Origin of the sequence: Thomasclavelia cocleata (assembly GCF_900102365.1) — a bacterium.
GTDB lineage: Bacteria > Bacillota_I > Bacilli_A > Erysipelotrichales > Coprobacillaceae > Thomasclavelia > Thomasclavelia cocleata.
Genome location: NZ_FOIN01000003.1, coordinates 113,995 through 131,423 on the forward strand (window position 1 = coordinate 113,995; position 17,429 = coordinate 131,423).

Here is a 17,429-nt window from a genome sequence, read left to right on the forward strand (position 1 = left end):
ACTACTCCATCATTTTGAACATATCGTCAGTAACCTGAATCTGGATAGGAATCCTTTTGTTTCCAGCAATCAGTACTGCCTCACCCATCTTAAACCTGTCAATAAGTGATGCTTCACCTTCGGTAAGTGTAGTCAGTTTCGTAAGATCGCTAATTCCGTCCCGTTCAAGGTTCATAATAAGTTTATATGTACTAGAATTGAAGATAGCTTTTCCACTTGTCAATACTTTATCGTCAGCAAAGTCATGTACTTCCTGTGTAGCCAAGATCGTTGCATTATTATACTTTCTTGAACGTCTTACAAACTGTTCAAGCATTTTAGCTGTTTCACCAACAAGAATAAGAAGATGCGCTTCATCAACGCAAAAAACTGAAAATACCGATTCATCTAGACATAAACTCCAGCTGAATTGAAGAATTATATGCATTAAGGCATTTCTTAAACCTTCAGTAAGGTTAAAAAAGACCTTCGTTCCAAATCCAATAAATGGATTTGCCGTTTCTGAAACATTTATAGTCGTCTTACCATCAAAATAAATGGCATATTCGTTGATAAGTGGCTTGATTTTTAAAGACAAATCTTTATATGCTCGATATTCATCATCAAATATTTCTGCACTTTCCATCTTTTCAATGTGTTCCTGCAATACGGCATTGAAATTTGTGAAAGTCGGATATTTTTCATACCCCAAATATCTAAAATTAGTATCGTTGTCAATTCCAACACTTTCGTAAGTCTTGACTGCTATATCTCCTATAACCGCAAGCGTTTCATCACGGATCTGGGGACTAAGATATTTTAAAATAATTTTAATGTCTTCCACAACATTGTATATAGCTAGTTTAGTGTTATATTTTTCAACTACATCTTCTTCATCGGAAGAAATAGGTTTTAAATCAAATATATTGATTCTAGCTTTTGAAGTTCCCATATTAAAAAAAGAACCACTTGCTCTTTCTATAAGCGGTTTTATCTTATTTTCTGGATCAATCCAGATAATTTTTCTTTTATAAAGCATGTGCTGCATCATAATCGAATTTAGTGCAGTAGTTTTACCAGAACCTGATTTTCCTACTGCAATCAAATTCCCGTTAAGACGGTTCTGCTCAACTGCTATGTTTCTATCATTAACATAAACAAACTGATCAAACATAATTTTTCCGCCATTGTACTGTTCATTTCCTATTAACAATCCTTTTGGATCATCTAAGGTATCAAATGTAAACGGGTACAAAGAAGCCAGATTCAATGATGGTAACAGTACTCCAAGATTGCGTTTCATTTCACTGTTAAAACCGTCCTTATAAAACCATACTGATGTTCTTTTATAAAGTTTTTCCTGTATACCAATCAATGACTGTAACTGCCATCCCATCACACTCAACTGCATCTTCAATTTTTGATATTCTTCATTAAGTTCACTTACACTATCGGCAATGATCATTACATTAATAACGACATTATATGTTTTATCCCTTCTCGCAACTAGATGAGCAACCATGTTGTTTAGCGCTGTCACATCCTGAGATATTTTCTCTCTTTTAGTAACATCAACTGTTTCACGATATTCTCGCTCCATTTTATTTACCTGATTTTTTATCAGATTTGGGATGTTCTCACTTGATGGTTCACACATCATATCGACTTTAATATTTGGATTTGAAGTCAATACGGAAAGAATCCCAGCATAATATTCTTTGGGTGTATTCAAAACAGTAACTATTTTGACATACTTATCCCCCATCTGGATATAATTTCTATTAAATGATAGCCCTTTGGGTGCAACCTTTGATTTAAAACTACGTTTTAATAAAGAACTCATTTTTTCTCCTCCAATCCGATCTTGCCATCCTTTAATTCAAATCTTTCAATTTCTTTTAAAACCGAGAAATAATATTCATCAATTACCGGATTGTCAAAATCATAAGCAATCATATTTCTAAAATCATCATTTGTCATAGGCGATATCATTAAGCGAGTTTCAGACATAAAACGTTTCAGATCACTGTATACTTTGTCTATCATTTTTTCATTTTCCATTACAACTAAATAGAATGAAATTTCTTTAAAGTTATTAATATACCATTCATGATAGTTTAAAAACATATCTCCAAGATTAAGTATTGACTTATCTTCTTCGTTTTTTAGTCTCTGCATTAAATTATGATTTTGTTCATCCAGATTTGGCTGCTGATAGACAAACTTCCAGTAAAATTTGAAATCAATTTTATTAAAAGCAATTGCAAGTGATTCGATTACTCTGTAATTGTCGTCAACATTAAGCATATGAATATTTAGCGGATGTATTTTAATACCTCTTACAATATATTTAGTACCAGAATCATCGATAATACATTCATTGTGTTCAATACTTTCAACATCAAGCCAATTAAGCGTTGTAGCTAATTTTTTTGCTCTCTTTTTTACACTCTTTTTCTCTTTCTTAATGCTTTTCAAGTCATTCTTCTTTATTTCTTTCGTCTTTTTCTTCATCATAATTTACTATCCCCTCAAATACATAATCTTTGTTTGAAACAAAGTAATCCAAATATTCAATCAAAAAAACCATGATATTGTGGTATACTGAATAATTCGTTGTTAGTATCCAGCACAATCCGCCAATAAATACAAAAATAATAATCCCAACAATTAGCGCTGTTCCAGATAAGTTGTTAAAACAGATAATACAGCCAACAATCATTAAAACAGTACCACTGGCAATAATGATCAGATCACTAATTCGATACATTCCAAAAATAAGTCTACCGCCTTTAAAATTAGACGGTGCTATATATCTATGTTCATCCATAGATTTGCCTCCTAACATAAAAGATGGAACAAGTTCCATCTTTGATTAATTACCATCTTCCTCTATGGCGCATGGTACTTCCTATAGTTGTTTTTCCAACATTTTGAAAAGCAGCCGCTTTAGAATTTAAAAAGTTTCCAACTCCAGAATTTTGACGATTACGCTTATCTACATTCTTTGTATTCATCATAGATGCCCGATTAACCGCAACCGCATCAATACCGCTCATACCACCAGCACGATTAAATTTGACGGCATCACCTCCAGCGTTCACAACTGCACTGCCAAGCTGTGAACGTGACATCGTATTAGCGTTATCAATTCCAAGCGAATTGGCATAGCTGATTTGACTGCTTGTCGGCGGTATGCCATTGTCACCTGACAGCATAGAAAATACCGCTGAACTTCCACCCGCATCAGTTACTGCACTGTTTAGTTCCTGAGCTGTCATCCCAGCACCGTTTATACCAAATGAATTAGCATAATCAAGCTGTGATCCTGTAGGGGCAGTATCATTCATTCCCATAGCTTCAAACGCTCCTAAAGAGCCACCTGCTACCTCAACAGCCGAAGCCATTTCACCACGAGTCATACTGGCACCATCAATTCCTAGAGAACTGGCATAATTCTGCTGATCACTGTTCGGGGCTAAGTCACTCATACTTGAATCACTCATACCGCCAAAGCCATCTGCACCGCCAGCTGCAGGATTTCCTTTACCACTGCCAAAAACGTTACTAGCCATATTTTTTAAACCAATACCTTGACCAACACCAGCTTTGCTTGAAATTTTTCCTGCTGCTGAAAATCCCTTACCAGCAAGTCCCAATGCTCCACCAGCTGCAAGTATACCAGCTCCTGCTGTTACAGCTGTCATTCCAGCTCCAAAAGCCATCATGCTCTGCATTTGCTGTAACGTACTTGCACTGGACATCTCACTACCACCTATAATTGCAGCAACACCGCTTGGAGATTTATATACAGCAAGCAATCCGCCGAGTAATATAAAAATCTTAGCAACTGTTCCTACAACAGTAGTAGACTTTAGAAAACTATCTAAAGTTGAGCTTCCAATAAAGCCAAACAAAAGCATCATCATATACAGCTGTAGCCAATTAGAGATTAGATCAGCTGTAATATATTTACACCATGTCGAATATGTATTGCTCTCTGGATCAAGAAGACTTGATATTGCATATGGTGCTAAAAAGACTTTAAAAACAAGCGATATTTGTCTTTCTGCCATCATTAATAATACTGGTATGAATACTAGCGCAACTGCAATAACTGTAGCCACACCAAAAAATAAACTGCTCCAGCTTGGATACATGTAGTAGACTTTATCAACCGCACCTGCTAAGCCAAATGTTACAGTATCAGCAATTTTTTCTAATATGTTTCCTTTTTCTTCACCAGCATTTATGTCAATGTCATTAATATCACCGCTAAACCAGTAACTCTTATAAAATGTTGATTCTAAAGCTGCATTCATTTTCTTTACATATGAGTTATATACTTTATTTATCTGACTAGAGGATAAATCAGCTCCAGCAATGTTTTTTATTGAGTTTTCGGTTTCAGTGATTTTATCAGCTGACCAATATCTAACCATTGATTTGAAAGTGTCTTTAGACATAACAAACATATCTTTTGCCTGCTCCATCTGCGAAGACAGATAATCTTTCATTGTGCTTGCGTTGCTATTCATATTACTACTATTCAAATCAATTGAAGAACTATCCACAAGCAATGTAGACAGTTTTTTACTGTCATACATTTTTGTATCATCCGTGAAATACTCAACATTGTTAACCAGCGAACTTACTAACCCTGTAGCCTGTTTCATAGCAAAAGGAACAGCAGATATAATTATTACTGTAACTGCCATCTTGATAATCATTTTTCCTGGATCAAGCTTATTCATGTATTCATCATCAGTAAAAGCTTTAAAAACTATTTTTAAAAGCCTAAAGACAATAAAAAGCACTAGAAATAATTCAATGTATATAAACCAGTTCCATATCCAGTCAAAACCATCATTAGAAAAATCAAGTCCGCATATCAGTTTTGCTGCTTCCCACAAAATATCAATGACGTTTAAAATCATTTGCATAAGTCCCCAGATTATGCTTCTTATTAATTCAGCAATATCTAACATTTCATCACCACCTTTTTGAACTTAAAAAGATGGAACTAGTTCCATCTCTAATTTGCCTGACTTAACCCAAAAACTTTGAAAATCTCAACAAGGGATTCAATAATAATTACAATTATTACCCCTCTTTTAATATTACCCCAAACATTAATTCTTTGACGTTCTTCCTCAGTTGCCTGTAAATATGTAAGTCCAATTCGACCAACATAAATAATTCCTAACCCGACCGCTGCCCACTGTACGATTAAAATACCAGCCTTGATCCAAGGATTAAGCAAATTTTTTGCTTCATCCGTATTAGGCGTTGCAACAGCTGATACAGATACAATATTTTGCAGTCCAATATAGCCTGAAATCAACAACGCTTCTAACTGATCTTTCTTTTTTAATACAAATCTTTTTATTTTATTAATCATTTATCGTTCCTCCATATTAATTTTTTCAGCGTTAATATCAATTCTTGGTGCAGTTTTAAAAAACTGAAATGTATCTACAACTACAACAGTTTTCTTCTTTTCTTCATATTCCTCAGTTTTTAAATGACCTTCAACTTCGCAAAAAAGTCCATCCTCAACATACTGAACGAATCTTTTAGCATTTTTTCCCCATGCCTTGCATGTGATCCAGTCAGTATACTCATTACCGTTAGAATATTTTGTTACTGCTATATCAAAGAAACAGCACACACTATCAGTTTCCTGATTTCCATAAAGCTGTTTATTTACTTTGCCTAAACGTCCGCTTAAAAAAACTCTATTCATTGACATGATGTAATTCCTCCATATATATAAATTAAAAGGTGGAACAAGTTCCACCTTTTATGCATGTAAAAAATCCATATCTATCTTTGCTTCATTAATTTTCACTTTTTCTTTTCTTAAATACAGCAAGTCCGATAAGTACAAAAGATAAACCGCCTAAACAACAGTACATTGCAATATCAGTGTTATCTCCTGTTTTTACCTTTTTAGGCAACAGTTCATCATACATGATTACTTCTTGAATTTTGCCTGTTTCTTCAACCTTAAATTGAATTGATTGAGCTATCTTGTATCCTTTTGGTGCAATCGTTTCTGTAAGTCGATATACATGATTTGCATACAGAGTTTTCATCATATGAGGAACATCTGTAGAAATCCATTCTTCTACTGGCACGGTTTTACCAGTAGTGATATCTTCAAGACTTAAATGCGCTCCAGGCAACTCTTTTGAAGTAGTTATATCCTGTTTAGATACCGATACCTTAAAAGGGGTATGTTTAGGAATAACTGTAACATCAAAATTCATTGAATTCTGAACATCTTCATCATATGTTGGAATACTAATTAAAGTTGGTTCAACATATTCATATTCATTGTAATCAGTTACTCTTAATAAATAGATACCTACCTTTAATTCTTTAAAAACAATTTTACCAGTATTATCGGTTATATCTGATATACCAGTAATTTTATTTTCATTTGCAATTTTATTTAATCTGATTGCTAGTTCTTCCATTTCGTCAGCTTTTTCAACTTTATTTAAATCAGTTTTTTCATCTGAGAAATCTTCTGTATATTCATACAGTCCGTCAACAACATTTCCAACTTGAATTAATTCAAATTTAACACCTTCTGTTGATGTGCCAGCGACACCGTCTTCTAGTGCAACTGTTATCGATCCAATTTCGCTATATGCATCTACTGTACTTACAGTACTTATAATTCCAACTGTACTTAATAATGTAACAGCGAAAACCATAAATTTTTTGATCATTTTTTTGCTCCTTTCTTTCTGAAAATTATAATTCCTAAAACAACAAATAATAACGGTATTGTATAAATGATAAGTTCGTGCGAGGATGGCAGACTCTTTCTTATTGCATCTTTTACACCCTGATCATATTGAATACGATGACCTGTTACCAGCAGTCTATGTGTGTTAATACCATAAGGAGTACATGTTACAAGGGTTGCAAGGTCTTTACCATCTTCAATTGTATAGTCTGCTTTTTCAGGCAATACTATTTCAATTTTATCTATTTCATATGCAAGAACTTCATCAAGTATATAAATATAAAATTTATCATTTTTTTCTAATTCATCCAGCCTTGTAAATAATTTATTTGATGGCAGACCGCTGTGCCCAGTTATAACTGTATGAGTATTATTACCACCTAAAGGTAAAGAGGAATCTTCCACATGACCAGCACCAGTATTTAAAACACTATCACTAGTACCATGATAAACTGGAATATTTACATCTATTTGAGGTATTTCAATTGTTCCAATCACACCATTACCGATATCTAAAACATCTTCATAACTAGTATTATTTTCAACAGCTATTCCTCTTTGCTGTAAATACAGGTTATTATTCCATTCTTTTGCCTCTTCCAGCATTTTTTCTTTTTGATTTTCAGTTAATATAGTAACTTTATTATCATAAGTAGAAATTAGCTTAGAAGTATCAATAGATTTAAAATAATTAGAAACAATAGGGTAGCATATTAAAGCTAATCCTATTGTAAAAATAAAAATATCTTTTCTAAGAAGTTTTTTTAATTTCATTATTTTTCAGCTTCTTTTTTTCTTTTAATTAAAGCAGTTAACATCATTGCAGTACCTGTACCAGCTAGCATTACTGTCATTGCAGAACCAGTAGCTGGCAACTTTGAACCAACCTTATTTACAACCTTAATATTTAATGAACCTTTTTCTAAATCAGTAGTTAGATTATTTACATACTCACTGTATTCACCTGTATAGAATTCTTTAAACTGAGCAGTTGCTTCTAATTTCTGTAATGTCTTATTAGTTGCACCGTCACCTTTAGTATAGTTCACACGGTTATCTTCACTGTATGTAGCTTTGATATTAATTTTAATTGGATCTTTTAATAATCTGTACCCAGCAGGGGCTTTGGTTTCCTTTAAGTAATATGTCTGACTATCAAGTCCAACGATATTAAATAACCCATCAGCATCAGAAACCATTTCTACCGCTTCAGCTGGCACTTCACCATCTGTAACACTGTCTCTGTTGATTACTATATAATCATCTCCATTATCTGCCTTTTTTACATAAACTTCTTTTGTGCATAAGCTGTCGCTATACAATCTAAATTTAGCACCTTCTAATGGTCTTTCTGGTGTCTGATCATTTACCTTTACTCCATCCATTCTAAATGTAAAGCAAACTACTGTATCCCAAGGTGTTTCACCAGTTTGCCCAATACCATCAGAATCAGGATTATTAGAATATTCTAATTTGACATCATTTTCAAAACCTGGTCTACCAACATCATCTGTCGCTTTTTCATTTAATGTTGCATTGTATTCTATTAAAATTTCTTGTCCATAATATTTCTCCATTTCAGGATTAGCACCTTCATATTCCTTAAAGAAATATTTATTTATAGTTGCTTTCAAATCCATAATTTGGATTTGAAAAGTTTCATCAACTGGTATACCTGTTGTTACAACTTTATAATCGGTATCTTTAACTAATGTTTTATCAGCAATCTTTACAGTAACAGAATCAGAATTGAATGTTAATTCTTCATCCATCTTATCATGAAGCGCAAAATAATAACTATCATATCCATTCATATTTGGTGCATATGTTAAATAGCGGTAAGGAACAGTTTGTCCGATTTCGAAATCAGCAACATCATTCCATCCATCATGATCTTTTCCAATACTTGTTCTTAAATCATCTTCTCTGATCTGTTTTTGGATAACAGGAAAATCTGATTTAATATTGATAAATACGTTTGGATTTGCAGTATTGACCATACATAAAGATGATGCACTGTGTTCTCCAGCTACATTAGTAATTTCATCTATGACATACCATCCAAATGGTACATCTAATGTATAACTTTCTTTTGCAGATGCAGGAACTGTTACAACCTGTGTCGGCTCTGCTTTATCTGCAACAAGCATATTTCTTAAACTTTCGATAAAATATCTAAAATTAGAATATCGACTTTCATTTAACTGCGGTGCTTCTACATTATTGATTACTGTATTATTATTCATTGTTTGAATGTAGTCAATTATGCTGTACTCAGTATTTTTTCCAGTTACTTTCTTTAAAGATTTTTCATATGCAGGATTCATTGTATAATTGATACTTTCCATTCCTACTGAATTTTCAGCATCAAAGATGCGGTAAACATTAAATTTCTTTCCTGCTAAAGACTGTACTTCGCCATTATCCCCAATGTTTGCATTGATAGTAATGCAACCTTGTTCTTTAGCACTTACAGAAGTAATTAAATTACTATTTGGAGCAACTAAAGTAGCAGTTGCTAATGCTCCAGAAAAAGCTGTTGATACAGCTAACAATCCAACAATTGATTTTTTTATTTTATTATTCATTTTTATTCTTCCCCTTTATTCTTATTATTTTTTCTTTTTTGATTAATTCCAATTAAACACATACATATTCCTGCACCAGCTAATAACATAGTTCCTGATGAGCCTGTTGCTGGTAACTTTGAACCTCTTTTATTAAAAATTGTCATATGACCAACATACCAGTCATTTTCAATCGTCATATTGTAATTTCCTATTGTATCTTTGATAGGTACATCGTTGACTAAGAACGTATGTACGCCATCAATACATTTAAATTCTACTTTGATTGGATCTAGTAATTTACGATACCCTGTAGGAGCTTTCGTTTCTTTTAAGTAGTAAGTACCAACTTCTACTTTATCGAAACGTAAGTTTCCATCTTGATCTGTCATTCCCTTCATCACTTCTTTAGTGCAATCAACATCTTTAAACAGAGTGAATTCAGCACCTTCCAATCTTTTACTTACATCATTCATTTTAACAATATCAAGCTTAAACCATCTCAATTTATTACTTAATGAAATAGTCATATCGCCTTTATCATTGATAGTAAACATATCTTTATTATCATCACTGTTTTTATCAGATACTTTCACAAAACCATTACTGTCAATATCAAAATAGAATTTTGTATCATTGATTTCATATCCATTAGGAGCTGTAACTTCCTGTACGTAATAGCTGTTTCCACCAGCAAGTTTGTACAAATCAATAATACCTTCATCATTTGTTTTGTAGCGACCAACTTCCTGATTTGTAGTTTCGTTAAAAATCATATATTCAGTTTCCCTTAAAGGAGCTTTAGTTTCTACATCATATTTATACAATCTAATATGTGTTTCTTTATCAGTTACAGTAATATGCTGTACTTTAGTAGTTTCACTAACATCTTTATCAATAGTGAATTCAATATCATCAGCTTTTACATAACCTGATGGTGTACCAGTTTCACGTAAGATGTAGGTACCGAAAGGCAGGTCCTTAGTAACTGCCTGTCCGTCTTTTCCATCAATATTTGCAGTAGTTACAATATCGTATATTTCTGCATTATCCCATCCATTTTCAGATACATCACTTTTTAATTTAATAGTAAATTCAGCACCATTTAATGGAGCAGTGTTGCCTTCCTGATCCAGAGCAACTTTTTCGATTTCAATATGATGTTTTTTTACCTCATCTTTAACAATTGGAAAATTTCCAGTGGTAACTTGAGCAGAACCATTAATATCATTTTGTATAATTTGTGTCAAATAGATACCGTTATCAATATTTTCAGTACTTCCATTTCCATCAACTAGTGTAGCACCATCTAATAAGTATCCGTTAGGTGCTTTTGTTTCCTGAACAGTGATTGTTCCTATTGGCAATGTTACTATCCCATATTCTCTATAGAAATCATCTCCACTAACTTTATAACTGTCCAACATTAACGCTTTATATGTTCCATTTGTTTGCTTCTTAGTTTTTAATACCCATGTTCTTGTCGCCTGTTCTGGGAGATCACTATGCTTATCATATAATGCATTATAGTATTTTACTGTAAATTCAGCACCTTCCAACGAAGCATTTCCTTGAGGATTGCTTTCACCAGAATCCATATCAGCTTTAGTGATCTGAATAGCAACTGGGTCATTTGCTGGCTGTTCAACTAAACACCCTACACCATTTAGGGTAGTAGTCTGTCCTGCATTAATAGTTACAGATGTATGTTCAGGATTAAGCTCAAATCCTGGTGATGCTTTAGTTTCTACTAATATATAATTACCAGCAATAATGTCACTGGCATAAGCATTACCGTTTACATCGGTAATCAGTGTTGCGACTGTACTGCCATTTTCATCACGAAGCTGATATTCTGCATCTGCCAAAGAGTAGCAGTCATTACCACCAGTTAATGATGAGTTGCCATTAACCTTAGTAATGCTTAGATTGCCTTTTTTAGGTCTTTTTCTAAACTTAACGATACTTGCTCCTGACTGTGAATTTACCCGTTTAGTTAAGAACCCAATTACGATCTCACTGGCTGTTTCATCTAACACTCTGACATTAATCATTTCATCCTTCCACTCACCCCCTTTTCCTGTATCAGGGTTGGAAAGATGAGTACACTGCAGTCTTAACCATCCGTCTATTTGTGTAGCTCCTGAAATTCCTTCTGTCGACCAGTTCCAGAAATTTGGATGAGCAATACCTGTAGTAGTATCAATTCCACCTTGAAGCCATACCCCTAAACACATTTGTGTACTTTGTGAATTAAGCCTGCTGTAATCTAAACCACCGCCATGATAGATCAAATTCATCAAACCAGCTTCATCTCCGCCTAAACCATATGCTGGTAAAGTGGGATTTTTCCAATCACTTGCATAGGCTTTGAACAAAGAAACTTCTCCTTTCCAGCCAACTCCTACACCATCTGGTACATCAATCGTACCTGCACATCCCATCTGGTTCATTGAAACTGCATGTACATCTGCAATATTAAAGAATTTATCAGCCAGTTTTTTAATAACTGATTCTTCATCAACCTCTACATTCACTGACTGTACAGCTGTAGAAGACTGTTCAACAGTTACTAAACCAGTTTTAGAATCATACTTAAAATCTTCAACAGGCAGACCATTGACAGATACCATCAGTTCAGACTTTTTCAGTCCTTTTTCAGTTTTTACACTAGTTTCAAAGTTAAAACCACCAACTTTACCACTGCCTACTTTTACAGTACTGCCATCATCGGTAACTGAATACTGTACATTAGAAGACAGTTTTTTAACTGACTGAGATACTGCCTGTAAAAACTGTACCTGTACATTGCCTGCAATATTACCAAAAAGATCTTTGGAAATATAAGCAATACCTGTATCCTTATCAAAATAACAGCCTTTTTTAATTACTTCACCATTATTATTATTGAAAGCAAAGATCCAGTCTTTAACCTCAGCAGTTTTATCATTAAACATAGTATCTGCAAGCCCAACATAATAGTCACTGCTTTCATCGGTATTGTATAGGGCGACATGAGCAGGAACAGTTGTAATAAACAAGTCACCAGTATCCTTTCTTAAAAAGAAGCTGTTAATCGTTTCATTATCACCAATCCTTTTTGCATCAACCAAAGTATTTTTTACTACCAGCACCTGATCAAGACGCATCATATCCGCCTTAGCGTAATCAGTATTAATATTCTTTTTGATATAGTCAGCAGTTACAGGATCTAAAATATCTTCTGATTTATCCACTTCAATTTTCTGTTTAGCCTTAACAGCATCCTTTTTCTTATCTATAACTGTAATCACTATTTGTGCTGAAGCAATAACAGGAGACTCAGAGCCTTCAACAGTATAGCTGATTGTCACAGTGATCTTAGCATTACCTGCTCCAGTTCCAATAACAGTTGCAGTATTTTCTTTACTGGAAACAGTTGCAACAGCTTCATTATCACTTATCCAGCTGTATGAAACATTTTTTGAATCTTCAGACAAAGTTACCTCAGCTTTTAAATCAGTTTTTTCATCTATCTCTATTTCTGTTTTTTCAGAAACTGCAGTAATCAGTTCAGTATTTGTTGCACTGACAAATGACATATCACCTGCAAATATTCCAAAAACCAACAATAGAGACAATAAGAACGAACTTATTTTTTTCATTTCGTTAATTCCTTTCTTTAAAAAATTTTTTGTGATGCAAGTTGAAGCTTAAGAATTATTTCTATATAATATTTATTTTTTATAAGCCAGCATCACCATACTTCTTTAAAATTGGTATTACGATCAAGCAAATTGATCAACCAGCAAAATAACAATGAGCAGTCACAAGACTGCTCATAAATGAAACATCCATATATAAACTTTTTTCATTTTTTCAATTCCTTTCCAATAAAAAAAGACAATCATTACGACTGTCTTTTGTTATTTAATTTTGTGATGGAACAAGTTCCATACCTCTTTTAGAGTTATCTCTATGATAATATTATAACACATCTATTTTAAAAAAATGTCCCCATTTTTTTAAAGGAAGATGGAACTAGTTCCATCTTAATATTACTATTTCTTTTTTGTTTCACCGCAGCTGCACTTGTAACCAGTTGTAACTGTTTCATCCCAAGCTGGTTTTACGACTACAGTTTCATCCCATGCTTCTTTAATTACTACTGTTCTTTCCTCTTGATGAGTAACAGCATCATGATGTTTTGTTCCTATTTGAACTTTTTTGATAGTATATCTACCACCACATGAGTCAGCGTGTTCAGCCCACTTTTCTACAGCATTATCACCAGCACCAAAATCTTTATTACATTTCAAGCAAAATACATGACCTTCATAAATTGGTTCATCCCAAGCTTCCTTATCAACAACAGTAACTGTTTCTGTTTTTGTTACAGCATCATGATGAACCGTTTTAGTTTCTGCTTCGTGATGTACTATTTTTGTCACCGCTTCCCAGCTGTGTGAATGGGCAGGTTTATTATCTCCTGTGTTTCCGCTATTACTGTTTCCACCGTTATTTCCTGTATTTCCACCAGTTGATCCGCTAGGCGTAGACGGTTTAGTTGCACTGTTTCCTGAACCGCTTTCTACTTTGCCTGTATTTTCTACAGGTTTTCCAGTTGTTACATTATCTTTAGCACTTACTTCACTGCTTGATTTCTTAGTTACAACAGTTTTCTTGTTTCCGTTTTCATCAGTTACGATTTCAGTTACTGCTACTTCACCTTCAGCTACAATTGGTGCTTCAACAACATTGATTTTCATTTCTTTTTCAGCTTTGTTTTTTTCAACATCACTGATAGAAATTTTTAAATTATACGTTCCCAATGTGTTGACATCAACTTTACTAGTATCAATTTGCCAGTCTTTTACATCACTGTAATCCGTTACTTGTAGTAACTGATCAAAGTTGAAAGTAGATAAATCAGTGTACTGGATTATATCAATTACATCTGGTGCTGTAATTTCTGGTTTAGTAGTATCTTTAACAGTTACTTTAACTGTTTCTTTTTCTTCTTTATAAGAGAAATTGATTTCATATTCTCCTACTCGTGGATAATCCTTTTCTTCTTTAGACACAACATTAGCGTTTTCATCCTTTGTTTCTACAGTAGCGTATTTGAAATTGTTAGTTGATTTTGCGTTTTTAACAATATATCCCGCTTTTTCTGTACTTACTTTTTGATAATTTAAGTAATCTACGACATCAGTCGAAACGATTTGCCCTAATTCAGCATCAATGTGATTTTTTGTTAAAATCAAATCTCTTTCGTTTCCAATAGATAAAGCATAACTACCAATACCGCCAAGAATCAACACACCAGCAGTCACTCCAGCAATGATTTTCTTTTTCTTTGTATTTAATAAACTGTTCAAATTTAAATTTAATTTATTCATAATTTCCCTCCAAATTAATTAGATCATTTATATCATGATGGAACTTGTTCCATCACTGTTATTTTTTAAACACTTTTCGATAATAACATTATAACATGTTTATTTTAGAAAAATGTCCCTATTTTTTTATAAACTTTTCATCATGGAACTTGTTCCGTTATTGCTACTTTCAAAAAATCCTAGCAAGAAGAATGATAAGGGCAATGAAAAGCAAAGAATCACTAATCATCCAGAATACAGGATACCTTCCTATCAGTCCCAAAGCTATCCACCATCCTCCTTTTGATCCCTTTTTCTTGTTACAGGTATCACACGCAGCAACAAGATTTCTAGGGTCATTTATATTTTTAATTCCTCCTTTTTTTAATATGTATTTATATACATTCCTATCTTTGTTCCGTTTTACCTTTTGTATTGGTAAAAGGTGATCAATTGTTACTATAACAAGCATATTTAATTTATACTTTTTTACATAATGAAGTCAATTCATCAATAGTAATTTTATTGACGTTGCCTTCCCAGTGTCCTGCATATTTTCCGGTTCTTCTATACTTGAGTCCCAGCCCTTCAAGTTTATCTTTTGCATAATAAGATTTTCCTTTTCCATTCCTTACTTCTACAGAAACAAGTTCAGTATTCAGGATGGAACTAGTTCCATGTTCACCATTATCCTTTAACATAACTACTTATTGCCTTTCTTAATGTACTTACATTTAGGATAATTTGAGCAACCTATAAAACTGCCGAAACGCCCTTTTTTTTCTATTAAAGCACTACCACACTCAGGACATATCCCTTTTGTTTTAACAGCAGGCTGCTGATCTTTTTCTTTCTTTTTAATATATTTGCATTTAGGATAGTTTGAACATCCTTCAAATGCACCATATTTTCCTTGTCTAATAACTAAGGCACTGCCACATTCAGGACATATATTTCCTGTTTTCTCAAGTTCTTTCCTAACTACTGAATCCTTTTGTTTATAATTATTTTTAATAACATCACAAACATAATCTTCTATATGCTTAACAAACACATCGGATTTAACATTGCCATTTTTTATCTCAGCAATCTGTTCTTCCCAGCTGATTGTCATTGAAACATCGGAAATTTCATTTGGTACGATATCAATAAGCTTGATTCCACGTTCAGTAGGAACAAGGTTTTTCTTTTTTCGTTCAACATAACCCCTATCCAGCAATACCTCAATTATTGCTGCACGAGTAGCACCAGTACCAAGTCCCACTCTCTCAATTCCATCAATGTTTTTAAAATCTTTAAGTCCGGCATTTTCCATAGCTGTTAATAAAGTATCGTCAGTAAATCTTTGCTTTGGTTTTGTTTCAATACTATTTACATTAGATTTTACATTATTCCAAACATTATTTTCTTTATAGCTGAAAAGATTAATGTTTTTGTTCAGTTTATCATCAGATATGGAACTTGTTCCATCTTCAAAATCTAAAGCTTTCCAGCCATGACTAACAGTACAATTAGCATTAGCCTTGAAAATATACTGTCCTGCTTTTATTGTTGCAGTTATATGCTCATACAACATATCTGGTGACATTGCTACAATGAAGCGCAGCATAATCATTTCAAGTACATTATTTTCTTCTTCAGTTATAGAAAACTTATTCAATGTTTTAACTGTTGGAATAATAGCGTGGTGATCAGATACTTTTGTATCATCAATCACCGCTTTAGGATTGAGAATAATATCAATATTCCTCTGGTTACAAATTCTCTCTGCCAATTCATGAGTATCATTTTCCATTGATGCGTTTAAGAACTTAGAATCTGTTCTAGGATATGTTATAAGTTTTTTTTCATACAGCGACTGAGCAATATCAAGCGTTTTTTGTGCATTTAATCCTAAGTGTTTGTTGCATTCTTTTTGCAATGAAGTAATATCAAACAGCATTGGTGCTTTTTTTCTTTTAGTTTCTTTTTTTACAGACTGGATGATGGAATTTGTTCCATCTACAGCTTCAGCTATTAATTCAGCTTCAGCTTTGTTTTCAAATTTAGTATCATATTCAGCTACAATATCATCATAAATTATCTGAGCTTTGTAGTAATAATTTTTCACAAAGCTCTTGATCTCTTTTTCTCGATCAACAATCATTTTTAAAGTAGGTGTCTGAACACGACCTATTGACAATGGTTTTTCACCATAAGCACAGTGCATATTAGAGAAACATCTTGTCATATTCATACCAACTAGCCAGTCTGCCTTTTCTCTGGCATATGCACATTCATATAAGTTAATGTATTTAGGTGAATTACCATTTTCAAGATTGTTAAATCCCTTTTTAATATCCTCCTCAACCATTGAATTAATCCAAAGTCTTTCTATTGGCTTTTTACACTTTAAAAAATTGTAGATGTGTCTAAAAATAAGTTCTCCTTCACGACCTGCATCTGTTGCACATACGATAGAAGTAACATCGTTCCTATTCATAAGTTTTTTTATGACAGACATCTGTTTTTTTATACCACTGTTTTTACTTAATTTAATTTTAAACTCTGCTGGTATAACAGGTATGTTTTTCCAGCTTTTCCATTCTTCCTTATAATCAGCACAGTCATATAGAGTAACCAGATGCCCGAACGCCCAAGTGCAGATATAACCATTTCCTTCACAATAACCATTACTGTTAGATAATGCACCTAATACCTTTGCAATATCTCGTCCTACTGACGGCTTTTCAGCAATTACCAGTTTCATTCCAATTTCCTCCT

13 protein-coding genes are annotated in these 17,429 nt (G+C 33.3%); all 13 read right to left on the reverse strand.

The window, feature by feature from the left end; translation table 11 throughout:
* Window position 1: 1 nt before the first annotated feature.
* Window positions 2-1,822, reverse strand: a complete 1,821-nt coding sequence (locus BMW96_RS02695; protein ID WP_092352239.1) for a VirB4 family type IV secretion system protein — start codon at window positions 1,820-1,822, stop codon at window positions 2-4.
* Window positions 1,819-2,493 (reverse strand): hypothetical protein, encoded by a 675-nt coding sequence (locus BMW96_RS02700; protein ID WP_143050698.1) that lies wholly within the window; start codon window positions 2,491-2,493, stop codon window positions 1,819-1,821. Before BMW96_RS02700 ends, BMW96_RS02695 begins: the two co-directional genes overlap by 4 nt.
* Window positions 2,459-2,809, reverse strand: coding sequence for a hypothetical protein (locus tag BMW96_RS02705; RefSeq protein ID WP_092352243.1), 351 nt, complete (start codon window positions 2,807-2,809; stop codon window positions 2,459-2,461). Before BMW96_RS02705 ends, BMW96_RS02700 begins: the two co-directional genes overlap by 35 nt.
* Before the next feature lie 49 nt (window positions 2,810-2,858).
* A complete protein-coding gene (locus BMW96_RS02710; protein WP_177165809.1) occupies window positions 2,859-4,733 on the reverse strand; it encodes a hypothetical protein in 1,875 nt (624 codons plus the stop codon).
* A 281-nt stretch (window positions 4,734-5,014) separates the two neighbouring features.
* Window positions 5,015-5,380, reverse strand: coding sequence for a hypothetical protein (locus BMW96_RS02715; RefSeq protein ID WP_092352247.1), 366 nt, complete (start codon window positions 5,378-5,380; stop codon window positions 5,015-5,017).
* The gene (locus BMW96_RS02720; RefSeq protein ID WP_092352249.1) at window positions 5,381-5,731 is read right to left on the reverse strand and encodes a single-stranded DNA-binding protein; all 351 of its coding nucleotides are present in this window, start codon (window positions 5,729-5,731) and stop codon (window positions 5,381-5,383) included.
* 88 nt (window positions 5,732-5,819) lie between these two features.
* Window positions 5,820-6,719: a SpaA isopeptide-forming pilin-related protein gene (locus BMW96_RS02725; RefSeq protein ID WP_092352251.1), complete on the reverse strand. Its 900-nt coding sequence runs from the start codon at window positions 6,717-6,719 to the stop codon at window positions 5,820-5,822.
* Window positions 6,716-7,513, reverse strand: a complete 798-nt coding sequence (locus BMW96_RS02730; RefSeq protein WP_092352253.1) for a class C sortase — start codon at window positions 7,511-7,513, stop codon at window positions 6,716-6,718. The genes BMW96_RS02725 and BMW96_RS02730 overlap by 4 nt, the downstream gene beginning before the upstream one ends.
* A complete protein-coding gene (locus tag BMW96_RS02735; RefSeq protein ID WP_092352255.1) occupies window positions 7,513-9,327 on the reverse strand; it encodes an isopeptide-forming domain-containing fimbrial protein in 1,815 nt (604 codons plus the stop codon). Before BMW96_RS02735 ends, BMW96_RS02730 begins: the two co-directional genes overlap by 1 nt.
* Before the next feature lie 2 nt (window positions 9,328-9,329).
* Window positions 9,330-12,950: a SpaA isopeptide-forming pilin-related protein gene (locus BMW96_RS02740; RefSeq protein WP_092352257.1), complete on the reverse strand. Its 3,621-nt coding sequence runs from the start codon at window positions 12,948-12,950 to the stop codon at window positions 9,330-9,332.
* 396 nt (window positions 12,951-13,346) lie between these two features.
* The gene (locus BMW96_RS02745) at window positions 13,347-14,687 is read right to left on the reverse strand and encodes a hypothetical protein (protein WP_092352259.1); all 1,341 of its coding nucleotides are present in this window, start codon (window positions 14,685-14,687) and stop codon (window positions 13,347-13,349) included.
* A 458-nt stretch (window positions 14,688-15,145) separates the two neighbouring features.
* Window positions 15,146-15,367, reverse strand: a complete 222-nt coding sequence (locus BMW96_RS02755) for a hypothetical protein (RefSeq protein WP_092352264.1) — start codon at window positions 15,365-15,367, stop codon at window positions 15,146-15,148.
* 2 nt (window positions 15,368-15,369) lie between these two features.
* Window positions 15,370-17,415, reverse strand: coding sequence for a DNA topoisomerase 3 (locus BMW96_RS02760; RefSeq protein WP_092352324.1), 2,046 nt, complete (start codon window positions 17,413-17,415; stop codon window positions 15,370-15,372).
* Window positions 17,416-17,429 lie beyond the last annotated feature (14 nt).

Bases quoted from the DNA above. Each gene is read 5' to 3' on its own strand.
- BMW96_RS02695 (WP_092352239.1), bottom strand. From the start codon at position 1,822: ATGAGTTCTTTATTAAAACGTAGTTTTAAATCAAAGGTTGCACCCAAA.
- BMW96_RS02700 (WP_143050698.1), bottom strand. From the start codon at position 2,493: ATGAAGAAAAAGACGAAAGAAATAAAGAAGAATGACTTGAAAAGCATT.
- BMW96_RS02705 (WP_092352243.1), bottom strand. From the start codon at position 2,809: ATGGATGAACATAGATATATAGCACCGTCTAATTTTAAAGGCGGTAGA.
- BMW96_RS02710 (WP_177165809.1), bottom strand. From the start codon at position 4,733: ATGAATAAGCTTGATCCAGGAAAAATGATTATCAAGATGGCAGTTACA.
- BMW96_RS02715 (WP_092352247.1), bottom strand. From the start codon at position 5,380: ATGATTAATAAAATAAAAAGATTTGTATTAAAAAAGAAAGATCAGTTA.
- BMW96_RS02720 (WP_092352249.1), bottom strand. From the start codon at position 5,731: ATGTCAATGAATAGAGTTTTTTTAAGCGGACGTTTAGGCAAAGTAAAT.
- BMW96_RS02725 (WP_092352251.1), bottom strand. From the start codon at position 6,719: ATGATCAAAAAATTTATGGTTTTCGCTGTTACATTATTAAGTACAGTT.
- BMW96_RS02730 (WP_092352253.1), bottom strand. From the start codon at position 7,513: ATGAAATTAAAAAAACTTCTTAGAAAAGATATTTTTATTTTTACAATA.
- BMW96_RS02735 (WP_092352255.1), bottom strand. From the start codon at position 9,327: ATGAATAATAAAATAAAAAAATCAATTGTTGGATTGTTAGCTGTATCA.
- BMW96_RS02740 (WP_092352257.1), bottom strand. From the start codon at position 12,950: ATGAAAAAAATAAGTTCGTTCTTATTGTCTCTATTGTTGGTTTTTGGA.
- BMW96_RS02745 (WP_092352259.1), bottom strand. From the start codon at position 14,687: ATGAATAAATTAAATTTAAATTTGAACAGTTTATTAAATACAAAGAAA.
- BMW96_RS02755 (WP_092352264.1), bottom strand. From the start codon at position 15,367: ATGTTAAAGGATAATGGTGAACATGGAACTAGTTCCATCCTGAATACT.
- BMW96_RS02760 (WP_092352324.1), bottom strand. From the start codon at position 17,415: ATGAAACTGGTAATTGCTGAAAAGCCGTCAGTAGGACGAGATATTGCA.